The sequence below is a fragment of the Paenibacillus sp. MT86 genome (assembly GCF_058792535.1).
Window position 1 is genome coordinate 3,676,045 of record NZ_CM179499.1, and the last position, 13,747, is coordinate 3,689,791.

Here is a 13,747-nt window from a genome sequence, read left to right on the forward strand (position 1 = left end):
GAGATCCGAGCCATTTTCTTCTTTACATGAATATAAAAATATACTGAAAACAGGCGCCGGGAGTACGTATCATCCCTCCCAGCGCATGTGCATTGTTATCCTATGTACAGACAACCTCATTATCTTGGTTGTCTTTTTTAATTCTACAAATATCCCCCTAATGGCTGACCTTCGTATGGTTCACCGTGCGTTAATCGCTTCACTTCGAGACCGTCTTCGATCGTTCTTCATAAAGATTTCAAACAGATGAAATTTCACGTAAAACACAATGTATCGTCATAAGTTCACAACATGAATTTGTTATTTTAAAACGGTAAACAAGAACGCTACGGATTAGAAATTCAGTAACGAACATTAGGCCGACCCATCCGCTTTCGAGAATATCAAGAATTTTGGTCCTCACATCGTTCAATCACACCAGAAAGTAATTGTTTATAATGAAAACGCTCGATATCGTAAAAGAAAATTTGTTGTTTATTCTTGGTCTTGGCGCATTAGCTCTAGTGAGACCCATTATGAAGATGACGGGGATCATGGATTTGATCGGACAACAATTCGGCAGCATTCTCATGACGATTCTTATTTCCTTAGCTTGGCTCGTTATCGTTTTAATTAAGAAACCCGCTTCTCCAGTGGTCATTCTTATTTTTGCGGGTATGAGTTATGCCTTATATGCCGTCATCCTTAGCGGCTTAGTCTCTCCGCTTCTTGATGGAAAATTACAAGGTCCATTAACTAATCCGTTTGCTCTTGTAAGTGTCTTTGCTATAAATGCCATTTGGGGATTCATCGTTGGATTCATTGCCAAAACACTACGCCGTTAACGTTTGATATAACTGTTATCTCTTCCCACCATCTCTCGAATCCTTGACGTTGTAATTGTCATCGGCGCTGACGTCAGCAAATTCAGAGAAACACAATATGTAACGGAAAACGGCCATCTCCGCCCCTATCGGACGGAAATGGCCGTTATGTCTGTACCTTGAAGCCCTTACCGTCAGCTCGCCTTCGCGAGTTTCGTGCTGCGAACCGATGCCACAGCGTATACAACGAGCGCTGTCCAGATGAGCGCGAAGCCGATAAGCAGAACCGGCGAGACCGATTCCTTGAACACGAATATGCTCAGTAACAGCATGATCGTCGGCCCGATGTATTGTACGAAACCGAGCGTGGATAGCGCCATCCGGGCGGCCGCACGCGCAAAGAAGAGCAGCGGCAGCGCCGTTACCACGCCGGAAAGAAGCAGCTCGACGAACACCGGCGCAGGCAGCGTCCATGCCGTCGTCTTGCCCACGGCGGCCAAATAGATCCAGTAGCCGAGCGCGACGGGCAGGATTACGGCCGTCTCCGACAACAAGCCTACAGAAGCGTCCTGCACGATCTTTTTCTTGGCGAGGCCGTACAAGCCAAACGATACGGCCAACGAGATCGCGACCCACGGGAACCGCCCGTAGTCGATGGCGATGATGAGCACCGCGGTGCCAGCGATGGCAATCCCGAGCCATTGGCCGCGGTTAGGCTTTTCACGAAGGAAGACAACCGCTAACAATACGTTCAGCAACGGATTCAAATAATAGCCGAGACTTGTCTCGACAACATGGCCGTTGTTGACCGCCCAGATGAAGATGAGCCAATTCGCAGCGATCAGCAGTCCGCTGGCGGCGAGCGACAGCAGGAGCGAGCGGCTAGCCGCAACCCGCTTCATGTCGCCCCAGCGTCGCTGGACGGCGACGAGAATACCCATGAAAACGAACGACCAGACAACCCGATGCGACAGAATTTCGCCTGCCGGCACATTGTCAAACAACTTCCAATAAAGCGGGAGAACCCCCCACATGATATACGCGATAATAGCGTTAACCAACCCATTGTTCATTATGATTTCCCCTCTTCTAGCTCCGATGTCTTAACGGATTATACGCCTCGATCCTCGCTTAAGTAAAGCATATAATTCGTGTCCGCTGGCAGACAGTCACGCTCTTGTTCGATTCTCGTTGTATTTTGAGCTATCGTTTTCCGTTCGTTCGCAGACTCGATGAAGCAAGCAGCAGACACATTCTGCGCTGTTAGTCATTGATTATTTTTCCAAAATAGGTTATTTTATAGACAGCTTAGCGATAAGCAAGTTCCTATCACGAAGGGAGATGTGTTTTAATGGCGACTACTTATTTGGTGGTTTGGTCTTAAAACTGAATAGCAGGCATACGCGAATAAAGCGGGACAACGCCCGTATTATTTGGTGTGCCATTCAAAGTAACCTTTCGTGAATATTGCTGTTTGCGAGATACGATGAAGGTCGTATCTTTTTTGCGTCCTGATGCCGCGCGACAGCAGCTTCTTTAGAGGCTGCTTGACCGTGGCATTTTTGCGTCCAAAAAACAACATTAAAGGAGCTAACAAAAAAACATGATGGATTTGAAAATTTATGGCTACTCAGAAATAGAAGCAATTCAAGGCGGCTTATTGCCCGGCAGGGTGACGGAGCTTCGGCGCGAGCGCTTCAGGGTCATGACCGAGCGCGGCGAGGTAACGGCGGTGCTCAAGGGGGCGTTCTATCACGGTGCGGAAACGCGAGTAGACTTTCCTTGCGTCGGTGATTTTGTTTTGCTGCACTACAACGAAAGCGGAGATTCTCTCATCGACAGGGTATTGCCCCGTCGCTCCAAGTTCTCACGCGCGGATTACTCAGGACATGCCGCAGGCTATGCCAAAACCGTGCGGGAACAGGTCGTTGCAACCAACTTTGACTATGTATTTATCCTTTCTTCTCTGAATTGGGATTTCAACGTTACCCGTATCATGCGGTATCTGACACAAGCCAGGCAGAGCGGCGGCCAGCCGGTCATCATTCTGACCAAGGCTGATCTCGCCCCAGATTATAATCTCCTGCTCGCAGAAGTCACACAAAGCATCCCTAATGTGCCGGTTCACGCGATCTGCAGTCATACAGGCTTGGGGATGAACGAACTCGATCCCTACTTGATGCCAGGTAAAACGGTCGTCTTTCTCGGCATGTCCGGCGTTGGTAAATCGTCTTTGCTCAATGCGTTGATAGAACAGGACGTAATGAAGGTTCAGGCAATCCGGGAGGTCGACAGCCGGGGACGGCATACGACAACGCACCGTCAGCTGTTCATGCTGCCCTCCGGTACGATGGTCATTGATACGCCGGGCATGCGTGAGCTTGGGATTTTTGATGCTGACGAAGGCATACGCGCAAGCTTTACCGATGTGGAGGCATGGTTCCCGCAGTGCCGATTTACGGATTGCCGCCATCAGGCCGAGCCGGGCTGTGCCGTTCTTGCCGCGCTTGCCGACGGTTCATTGCCGCGTGAACGGTGGGAGCATTATGTTGCCCAGCAGCATGAGAACAAGTATGTCCAGGATAAAACCAGCTACCTCATCGACAAGAGGGCTCGAAACAAAACGAACGCCATGTGGAGCAAACAAACGAAAAAAAACGGGGGATGGAAAATATGAATATTCAATTCGAATCGCTGATCTATGCCTTAAGCCGACAGTTCAAGAAGGATATCATCTCGGCCGACTGCCAAACCAAGCCGTTGCAGGGCGGAACTGTGGGAAATGTGTACCTGGTAACGGGAATCGCCGATACCGCGGATGGCGAACAATTGACGTACCGTATCGTGCTCAAAATCCAGCAGAAATGGGAGCGTTACGGCGATCCGGGTTCATGGCGCCGGGAATATGATCTTTATGCGTCTGACTTGGGAGCGACGTTCTCGGATGCCTTCCGCTGGCCGACATGTTATCACGCCGAGATCAATGCCGAGGAAAATGAATTCCAGCTGTGGCTGGAATATATCGATGGCGTAACCGGTTTAGATTTGACCGGTGACATGTATGAACAGGCTGCGCTGGAGTTAGGACGCTATCAAGGCAAGCTGTATGCGGAGCAGCCCGCTGTGCTGCAGAGCCTGACCAACCTGAGCCATGCGGATCTCATGAAGAATACGTATCTCCATTACCGGTCTTGGCCGGTCGTCTACGATTATATACGCTCGGAGAACTGCGATTTTCCGCAGCACGTGCGGCAAATGCTCATCGACATCGATGAGCATGCAGACGAGATTCTCGATCGCATCGAAAAATTGCCTCTCGTGCTATGCCACCGGGACTTCTGGGTGACCAACCTGATCTATGCCGACGGGAAAATCGCACTCATTGACTGGGACACATCCGGATGGGGCTACCTGGGCGAGGATCTCGCAAGCCTGATTGCAGATGAAGCGGATATCGATCACATGGTCGAAAACTACCAGCGATGTGTCCCCGCGTATTACAAAGGCTTTTCGGAATATGCGGATGTACCCCCTATCGCCGAACATTGCGTCTACGAGCTGATCCTCCTCGGCTTCGGATACAGGCTTGTGGAGTGGTATCTCCACACAGAGGACGATGACGAAAAGACGAAGCATTTCCATACGCTCCAAAAAATCCATGACATGAAGACCACCCCTGTACTGGGTTGACTTTTAAAAAAAGAACTCCGAAAACCCTTGAATATAGTGGGTTTTCGGAGTTTCTTCATAACTCCCATTCGATCGTCCCCGGAAGCTAGCTCGTGATAACATCTCATATTGCTATATCATACACGTTTTAAAAAGGTCCGGTTATTTTCACCTTGATTTTATTGGATTCAACCGTTACCCCGTTCAATGTAATTCGAATCGACAACTCGGCTTGCCCCGGATGCTTGGCGATGATCTTTCCTTTCGGGTCGATCTCCGCCTTATCCGGACGGCTGCTCAAATACTCAATGACTGCGCCGGATAACTCCTTAGTCGTTCTTCCTTTATCAAGGAATACTTCGTAGGAATAACCGACTTCATCTCCCGGACGAAGCTGGAGCGATTCAGCCTCAAGCTGTACTTTGTCTAGCTGCACGACCAGATTCGGATCGCTATACTTCATCAGCTCGCTGCCGTATTTGAAATATAAGTTGCCAAAATCGTCCTGGGCCAGTTTTTCCGCATTGCTCTCCAACAAGATGGACAGCGATTTGCTTGCAGCTTCAATCTTAAACATTTTGCTTGTGTACGTATGGTCAGCAACATATCCCGTAAAAATGGTACCGTACACATTCCCGTCGGTTCCAACGGTTAAGCGAGGATTGCTGTGTGCATAATCTGCTGCAGGAAACATATCTTCGCTGTAAATAATCTCTTGGCGCTCCGGATCATAGATAAACAGAGACCCTAGCGCCATTCCCCAAACGTTACCGTCAGGGCCCCATATCAAAGAGGTTACTGCTTTTTTGCCCGCAACAGGTACCTGTTCCAGCTCTACTCGGCCGGATGCTGTATCGTAAATGGCAAGCTTCCCCTCTCCGCCTGTCATCGCGCCGGTGGCCATAAACAGCTTTCCATTTTTGTAAAGCAACGAATTGATCGAATGCCCGGATATAATGTCACGTTTCACATCAAACGTTCCGGTAACGGGATTATAGACGGTAAGAGCCCCGCCTGTTTTGCCTGCGATTGGATAAGAACCGATATATAACAGGTTTTCTTCCTCGACCCCGAGCATGGCAACGGGCCGGTCTTGCTCTGAACCCAGCTGACCAAGCCGCAGCGGATTATTCGGCTCTGATGGGTCCGTTCGGTTCCATGGCTTGGCTGGATCGTATTCAAAGATAGTCGCTCTAGGATAAACGCCGAGATACATTTTCCCGTTCAAGGAACCGAATCCCTCGACTTGGCCGATTTGAGGATAATGCTTGGTCTCGTTACGGGTTGGGGAGTAAATCCCCATACCCCCGCCTGAAATGAAGCCAGAGGACAGTATCTGCCCATCTGTGCTCTTCCCGATATTAAACAATTCCACGAACTGTGCCGGAAACGGAAGCTCCGGCGTTTCAATCAAACCGGTTTCCAGATTGTAATAAAATGCTCTTCCGCTATTTCCGGCCAATCCGACTAATGTCCAGCCCGGATAATTTGCCTGGTCCAGCTGTACATAACCAAAAGCTACGCCTGCTCCTTTGACGTCGACACCCAGCGAGCCGTAATCTCCCGTTCTCACGTCGTATGAATAGAGAGACCATTGCTGCGCGCCACCTGGAAGGGTTTCGTAATAGGTGTAGAATACCTCTTCGCCGTCAGGCGATAACGGTGAAAATCCTCGTGCATTATAGGCAGTATTATTGTTAACGATCCAGCTAGCGGTATCGGGATCATACACGAACATAACCGGTCCGGGATCCACGCGCACGAACAATTTACCTCCTGCATACTGGAGATCGTAAACCGAAGTCTTGCCGATAAATTCGGGATGATGAAGCGCAATCGACGTGCCGCTAGCAAGATCGTATTGATAAAGCTTAGCGACGTCTGCTCCCCCAACATAGATCATTTGACGATCGGAATCGTAAGCAAGGCTGCGGATATGAGCCTCTTTCGATGAAGTCTTGAAGGATTTAAGGATTCGAGTCTGGTCGGTAACGGGATCATATTCAAACAGCGATTGGGAATATCCTGTTCCTCCATACACTTTGCCATCTTCCCCGGCTACTAGCGTCCAGATGACGGTATCGGTAGGAACAGGTTTCCCGATGGCACGCAGCTTATCCTCTGCCGGATCATATTGAAACAACGTCCCGTTCGGCGTACTTCCGATGTATACCTTTCCGTCGGAGGCTGTCACAATCGCCCAAGCTGCCGAAACGTTGCTCCCGTCAAGCGCAACAAGTGGATGAGTGGATTTCACTTCTTTCGAAGCAACATCCATCACGATGAATTGTGCCGGATCACCCTGTGCGACCGTAAACAAAGCATCCTGACCATTCCTATCTTTACCGAATGCAGCCGTCATTAAGGTTAAACTTGAAGATTGCGGTCCTAAATTCGTTAAGTACGGGGAGGAAGCCTGCGACTCCAATGAGACGCTGTCAACGAAATACCTGCCGGTTAGGTCACCATTAAAACCAAAGGCTACCCTGACCTCCGTTGCATTTTTAGGAGCAGTAGCAGCCACTCTTAAACTCCGCCATTTGCCCGATGGTTCTCCAATCAGGCCACTCACGACGGAGACAAGCTTACCGCTTGCATCATAAAACCTGAGGTCTGCTTTACCGCCTTGGCCTTCATCTGATAGCACGCTTGCTGTCATGATGACATTGCCGAATGGTTGGGCGGCATATGCATCGCTCACAACTCCGGAGCCTGCGGCGGGCGACAAGCGTTCCACTTGAAGACTTCGTTCCCCGTCTGCGTACACGGACTCACTTACTGTAATGACAGCTGCGTCTTCATCGGGCTGCCAGCCCGGCAAGCGTCCATCTTCTTCGGAATCCTCGAAGCCGCCGTTGATCAAAACGTTGGTCAATTCTTCGTCTGCTGCATACGTGATCGACTTTGCCCACCCGATACTTGCGAACATCATGATGACGGTTAGGGCTCCGGCAAGCCGACTCCTCCACTTGCTTCTCACTAAACTCTCCCCTTTGCGAATAAATTTTTTCAACAGGTAGTAAACGCTTTCAATACGCTCTCATCTTATCATATCCCTTCATTCGTATACAAGTATTATACATGTAAATATAATTCTTTCCGATAAATGATGTCGTGTTCCCAGTTTGCCAATGGCGCCGCGCCGTCCGGGGTCGGATATACAGGGACAAGCTGTAAAGTTGTATCCAATGCCGAGCTTCGTAAACCACCTTCCGTCCGTCCCTCCGGGGAGCAGCATCCGCACCGGAACGGCCTCCTTATCCACTCTTTCGGCACATCGGACAGCAAACCGAACATCCCCAGTCGGGATTTGAGGCGCGTGGGTCATGGTGCGGTACTGGGGCACGGCATGCCGTCTCCGTCCTCAGACGGAGACAAAAACCATTCTGCCGTCCCTCACTTCTTCTCAGAGCAATAAGTTATCGTTGTATTAACGCCTGTTGATATACCGTTACACAGTCAAAGAATTCTCTTTGTATTTAACCACGCAGCAGAAAAACCTAGTTCGAAAACTGAAAGGGGCAAGCATGATGAAGCTGATCTATCAATTAGAGCTTGTGAATAAAACATACAAAAAAGGCAAGGTTGTCGCCAATCAAAACATAAGCTTCGACGTTCAACAAGGGGAAATTCTCGGTTTGCTCGGTCCGAATGGAGCCGGCAAATCCACGCTGATCAAGCAGATGGTAGGCCACCTTGCTCCCACCTCAGGTACGGTACGCTATAAAGAAACCAGCGTGCAGACACAAACCAAGCGAGTTGCCCAGGAGGTCGCCTACTACTCACAAGAGCCTCACGCCCTGACCAGTTTAAAAACCTGGGAAGCCTTGTATTTTACAGGAAGATTGCGTGGGTTGACGAAGGAGTCCGCCTTAAAGCAAACAGAGGAATTGTTGGAACGCTTTGGTATGCAAGACCTCCGTCATAAGCTGTTGAAAAACGTTTCCGGCGGACAAAAGCGTTTAATCGGGATCGGTACTTGCTTGATCGGTTTTTCCCCCGTCATGATCCTGGATGAACCGACCAATGAACTGGATCCTAAAAAGAGAAGGCTCGTATGGGATCTGATTCAGGAACGCAATCGCCAAGGAGTAACCGTAATCTTGGTAACACACAACGTGCTGGAGGCCGAACAGGTCGTGGATAGAGTTGCTGTCGTAAATCACGGCAAGCTATTGGCCATCGATCATGTCGGTGTCTTAAAACAAAGGGTAGATCAGCGGATGAAGCTGGAAATTACGACTTCCTTTGGCGAAAGCGATTATGTTTGCCGAAGCTTAAGCGCACTAGGGCAGTGGACCAAAACGGGAGAAAACCGAATCCGGACACTGATCGAGAAGCAAAACGCCAGCTACGCGATCGACTGCCTGACTGAGCAGCAATTACCGATTGAAGAATACTCGTTGGTCCCTCCGAATCTTGAAGATGTCTATTTTCATATTGATGATGATCAGGATAAGCATGCCAAAGAGGAGGTAGTCTAAACATGGAAAAGATAAAACCATCCATGCAAAGCCATGACTTGCAGCTGCAAGAAACCGTCTTTCTCCAAGGGCACGAACAGCAGAGCATAATCCAGCGCAGAATCACGGAATGGCTGATCTTAGCCCGCATTCAATTTACGATCATCCGCGAGGCATGGGTTTGGATTTTCATCATGGCATGCATGTTTCCGTTAACGACGTTGTTGTTTCTCAAATTCTTTACGGTCGACCCAACGCCGGCGGTCATGACACGTATTATTACGGGGAATATGCTTTTCGGCTTAATCGTCATGGGACTCAATTCCATGGCTCAAGAGATATCTTGGCAGAAGCATCAAGGCCATTTCACGTACTATTCGTCCCTGCCGATCGCCAAGGTAAACTTCATCTTCGCCAATCTGCTGCGCGGCTTGATCATGTGCGTACCGTCTTTTATTATCTTGGCGATGATTGGTCAACTTGCTTACGGCATTCAATTTCACTACAGCTGGGGACTTGTCCCTGTATTGCTGCTCACCGTCTTTAGCGTGGTTGGCGCGGGTGTACTGATCGGCTTCTGGTCACCTAGCCATCAATTGACCAACATGCTGGTCCAGGCGCTGATGATGTTCATCTCGTTTTTGACGCCTGTCATGGTGGATATGGATCAATTGCCTATGATTTTGCAATGGTTCTCTTATATCTTCCCAACCACTTACGCCGCTGAGGCCATGCGGGAGGTATTGATATCGGGCTGGTCCGGCTCTGTCGCCTGGAACACGCTTGTTCTCTTGTTTTTCTCGCTGATCTCCATCGTATTGATCTTGAAAAAGGTTGATTGGCGTGTTGAGTAGTAAAGAAAAGTTCTCCTTGTTTACGTTCGTTAACTAGCAACCTCGACGAAAATAGATAATCACGAGCAGAACAAAGTCGTCTTTTCAGGCGACGCTGGACACATACTTGTACCTATCAAAGAAAAAAAGCCGCTAAAATAGCGGCTTTTAATGTGAGATGGCGTTGTCCCTCTGCCCGAAATTTTATAAACGTGGGCAATGCAGATTCCAAATGGTATCTGTTATTTGAACGAGATTTTAAGAGCTAATCACCGTTTCTTCATTCCAGAATTCTTTTACTTCGTCTAATATTTCAGCAGCAGGCGTTATGGGCCTCGAAAATCGTTCTACCTGTTTTCCTTAAATAATATTGAATTAGATAATATCCGCACGCGTATCCGGCACTATAAGGCATGTTGACCGGTTTAAAGTTTTGAAGTTTGGCGATCTCGTCACCATTAAGATACGGAGCGATATTATCAAAACCCGTTAACTGCAATTGCTCTTAAAGCACAGGCTTTATGCGCCTGTTCAGTGTTACTGCGTCTGTTCTCGTTACCCAAGGGCCGAGCAATTCTTCTCCAAACATGAACGTAGCGTAGTTTTCGGCTAATCCTTCACTTACAATGAGCTCGCCCAAATGAACGGTGTGATCCCACTGAATAAATTGATATCGCACATTATGGTTGCATTCGTGCGCGAGCGCAGCCTTCATTCGAGGAATCGTGTACGCATTTGGCAAGATGGTACCCCAGATATACCCGGGAATGCCCCCAAAACCGCTATAACCATCGTTAATGGTTAAGGCACGGCTTTCCGGATTCCCTAGTTGAATAGTAAATAAATATTCAGAAACAGGGAGGTTTATATCATGTTCCATAAATAGTTGGAGGCTTTTCCTTACTGCGTGCTCACACTCTAACCAAAAAGGATCTGACGAAATTAAATCTACCTCATGTGAAATCTGCTCGGTAATCTGATCAGGAGATCGATGCATTATGCTATTAAACGTAATAACGTCAAAACCGTTAGCCTCTTCCGCTCGAAAAGGGATCTGTTGAATTTGCCATTGTTTCATAAAGGGAGCCATCATTTCGTTTCTGAATAATTCAAGTTTTTCCTCGGGCGAAGCTTGGGCAACTTTTTGATAAATATGGTCTGAACGCAATGTTCTTATGTTCATTTCTATCACTCCTAGTTATGTATTCATAGAGAGACTTTTGCACGGGCTACGATCGATTTCTAACCATAATACATAAACATCATATTTGAATAGAAGACAACGAGGATATGCCGATTATAGATATATTCATTTATTATCTCTTCCTGCCCGTTTCTTCATTTGAAAAAGGGAGCAGCTGCTGGCGGAATCTGCTCCCTTTCATTCAACTCGTTCCAGTTTATTTTTGGTAATGCAATCGAAACACACCATAATGGGATCTAATTATTTTATCCCGCCCGTAAAATCCCTTATTTTGTCCGAGATTTTTTTTGGATGAGAACGATATAAATAATGTCCCGCGTCCAATAAAACCATTTCTCCATGTACAGATTCCTCTAATTGCTTCTCATGCTCGGGGATCCATCGGTCCGTTACAGGGTGATTCGCTTGAACAAAGAAAAGAATAGGTAAATCGGGAGGAAAATTCAGCTGTTCTGCTGCTTTAAAGTTGGAATACATGCTCACTGCCTCATTTAATTGCGTGTTGTTATACATGTTTTTCCGTATCATAATGTTCAATTGTTCTTTGGTTTGTTGATCATACGGCAGTCCTTCATAAGGGTCAGCGCTTAGTTTCAATTGTAACCGGGCGAAGCCCAAGTTGCGGAACCATTTAACCGGTTCTGTGTCTGACGAATCAATCTTCTGTTCGCTCAGAGTCGGAACGCTGCTATCCAGCCCGATAAACGCACGCACTTCATCTGGATATTGGTTCACGTAATCCAGACTATAGAGCCCCGAAATGGAATGAGCCATGAGGATATAACGATTGATCTGGAGACTTTGTAACGCTTCGTGAATTTCACTTGCGATATTTGCTGTACTGCGCTCCTTCTGGGTTCGATCGCTCAAACCGTAACCAAAAGGTTCAATCACGACGACTTTATAATAAGGGATTAACTCTGATATGAGCGGCTTAAAATCAAGTGCAGGTGCCGCTGTTCCATAACCGGGAAGAATCACAATGGTTTCTTCACCTTGACCTTGAATGAAAACATTCATCTGTTTTCCATCTACAGCTATACGCTGACCGTATGGCTCCATTCTTTTTTGTTCTGCATGACTGCTGATTTTATTTACGGTATACACGGTGGCGAAAAAAAGCAGGATGGCTATAACTACTGCGACGATTATTTTAAGCAAAATATGTAGTACTCTCTTTGTTTTTGTACTATTCCTTGCTTCCTTTCCTGCTGGTTGCGTCAAACTCTTCAGCTCCTTCTTGTCTATCTGTACACTGGCCATGGGGTCCGCTAATGCAAGTCTAGCCAACCAAGATGTCCTCTCAATGAATGCAATATGAACGGAGCATGAACAAAGTTTATTGGTAATCGACACCCCCTTTTGTCCTCGGCCAGGGACTAGATCTTGTACGGACAAAACAAAAAAAGCCGCTAAAATAGCGACTTTAAATTGGTATCTCGGAAGCACAATAAATAACAAGTGAGCACTTTGCTGTAATCCGTAAACAGCGAGTTGATCATAAGGTGAAAAGATGCAATTAAGAGCAGTTATAACCTACCTTAAGTGAATAATTTATAGCAGATGCTTCCGACCCACACGGCAATTAATACCCAAATCAAAATGAATAACGCGCCAGTCACCCAGTTTCTCGGTTTTCCCTGCTTCCTGATCTCCTCCGCTTTAGCTCTACATTGTTCAATAACCGATTGTGGGATCATTTTAAGGGCGATCGTAATTCCTAAAGGCACGATAATCAAATCATCAAGATAACCTAAAACGGGAATGAAATCCGGTATCAAATCGATCGGACTGAAAGCATAGGCAACCACTAACACCGCAAACAACTTTGCGTACCACGGTACTCTTGGATCTTTATAGGCCAGGAACAAAACAAAAACATTTCGTTTAATTTCTCTTGCCTTATTCTTTGCTTTTGTTAGAACCTTCGCTTCTCTCATAAAGACCTCCAAAATCATTTGCTATGTCCCCTGGCGCCGCACATTAACGGAACAAATGATGTTCCTTATTTCAGAAAACGGCAGCTGGATCGGCTGCCGTTTCTTGGCTATCATTCCCTTATCTTTCGTCAAACTGCCAGTGAATTTTGGCTTCATTTTATACCGTCATCACGAACGAGAGAACGATAATTAGATAGTTCTCCAGAAAGTATTATTAATTCAGCTAACTTATCAGAACTCAATTGGTCTAGACCATAACCCGCTTTTAAAATCCCTATTTCAATCACCGCCTTTTCTCTTAACACAGCACTTTCCTAATTATATCACCAAAATCATGTGGCTATTAAAGTGAGTTATGATGCTCCATCGGCTCCTTAAAAAGGTTTTAAGACCATAAGCACCAATATGGCAATCATCATCAGCTGTGCTGCCGTCTCGATGGGGACGATCTTTTTGATCAGCAGTCCGAACTCGGCGGGTATTTCATGACTCTGGTCTTGATTTTCAGATATGAGCTTGATGATCTTTTTCAAACGCGGCTCGATCCATCCGTCGATGAGGACGATCATGAGGAGCGATAAAAGGATGGACGCATTCAGCCACATTTGGGATATCCCCATTTTGGTTATGATCATAAGCCAAACCCCGGTTACAATAAGCAGAATGCCGCCCATTTTAGGTATGATGGCAAGTTTGGTCGTTATACCAAAAGTAAAGTGCAGCTGGCCGACGGTTCTAGCGGATCTTCGAATGATGGGCATTACGAAAGCGGGACCAATGATGGCGATCGTAGCCAATATATGCAAAACGAGCAGTAATCCAAACAAACCCATGC

General features: G+C 47.2%; 11 protein-coding genes and 1 pseudogene. 5 read left to right on the top strand and 7 right to left on the bottom strand.

What is annotated here, in order from left to right; all coding sequences use genetic code 11:
- Nucleotides 1-437 precede the first annotated feature (437 nt).
- On the top strand, nt 438-824 hold the full coding sequence (locus AC3RCL_RS16215) for a hypothetical protein (protein WP_145036689.1): 387 nt from the start codon (nt 438-440) through the stop codon (nt 822-824).
- A gap of 173 nt (nt 825-997) precedes the next feature.
- Here the strand turns inward: AC3RCL_RS16215 and rarD are convergent, their stop codons facing one another.
- Nucleotides 998-1,876 (bottom strand): EamA family transporter RarD, encoded by an 879-nt coding sequence (gene rarD, locus AC3RCL_RS16220; protein WP_492530684.1) that lies wholly within the window; start codon nt 1,874-1,876, stop codon nt 998-1,000.
- A gap of 530 nt (nt 1,877-2,406) precedes the next feature.
- Here rarD and rsgA point away from each other — a divergent pair.
- Nucleotides 2,407-3,480, top strand: a complete 1,074-nt coding sequence (gene rsgA / locus AC3RCL_RS16225) for a ribosome small subunit-dependent GTPase A (protein WP_492530686.1) — start codon at nt 2,407-2,409, stop codon at nt 3,478-3,480.
- Nucleotides 3,477-4,493 (top strand): phosphotransferase, encoded by a 1,017-nt coding sequence (locus AC3RCL_RS16230; RefSeq protein WP_492530688.1) that lies wholly within the window; start codon nt 3,477-3,479, stop codon nt 4,491-4,493. Before rsgA ends, AC3RCL_RS16230 begins: the two co-directional genes overlap by 4 nt.
- A gap of 127 nt (nt 4,494-4,620) precedes the next feature.
- On the opposite strand, the gene AC3RCL_RS16235 is transcribed toward AC3RCL_RS16230, so the two are convergent.
- Nucleotides 4,621-7,452 (bottom strand): hypothetical protein, encoded by a 2,832-nt coding sequence (locus tag AC3RCL_RS16235; protein ID WP_492530690.1) that lies wholly within the window; start codon nt 7,450-7,452, stop codon nt 4,621-4,623.
- Between the two features lie 547 nt (nt 7,453-7,999).
- Between AC3RCL_RS16235 and AC3RCL_RS16240 the strand changes: the two genes are divergently transcribed.
- On the top strand, nt 8,000-8,956 hold the full coding sequence (locus AC3RCL_RS16240) for an ABC transporter ATP-binding protein (protein ID WP_452515201.1): 957 nt from the start codon (nt 8,000-8,002) through the stop codon (nt 8,954-8,956).
- A 2-nt stretch (nt 8,957-8,958) separates the two neighbouring features.
- Nucleotides 8,959-9,789: an ABC transporter permease gene (locus tag AC3RCL_RS16245; RefSeq protein ID WP_192571739.1), complete on the top strand. Its 831-nt coding sequence runs from the start codon at nt 8,959-8,961 to the stop codon at nt 9,787-9,789.
- A gap of 237 nt (nt 9,790-10,026) precedes the next feature.
- Here AC3RCL_RS16245 and AC3RCL_RS16250 read toward each other — a convergent pair.
- The 5 genes and pseudogenes from AC3RCL_RS16250 to AC3RCL_RS16270 form a co-directional block, all read right to left on the bottom strand.
- Nucleotides 10,027-10,951: pseudogene (locus AC3RCL_RS16250) on the bottom strand (DUF2268 domain-containing putative Zn-dependent protease).
- 261 nt (nt 10,952-11,212) lie between these two features.
- Entirely contained in the window at nt 11,213-12,196 is a 984-nt protein-coding gene (locus tag AC3RCL_RS16255) for an alpha/beta fold hydrolase (protein ID WP_492530693.1), read from the bottom strand.
- A 317-nt stretch (nt 12,197-12,513) separates the two neighbouring features.
- Nucleotides 12,514-12,912 (bottom strand): YkvA family protein, encoded by a 399-nt coding sequence (locus tag AC3RCL_RS16260; RefSeq protein ID WP_492530695.1) that lies wholly within the window; start codon nt 12,910-12,912, stop codon nt 12,514-12,516.
- Nucleotides 12,913-13,064: 152 nt separating this feature from the next.
- A complete protein-coding gene (locus tag AC3RCL_RS16265) occupies nt 13,065-13,217 on the bottom strand; it encodes a hypothetical protein (protein WP_492530697.1) in 153 nt (50 codons plus the stop codon).
- Between the two features lie 69 nt (nt 13,218-13,286).
- Nucleotides 13,287-13,745 (bottom strand): DUF2269 family protein, encoded by a 459-nt coding sequence (locus AC3RCL_RS16270; protein WP_492530699.1) that lies wholly within the window; start codon nt 13,743-13,745, stop codon nt 13,287-13,289.
- Between the last annotated feature and the right edge of the window lie 2 nt (nt 13,746-13,747).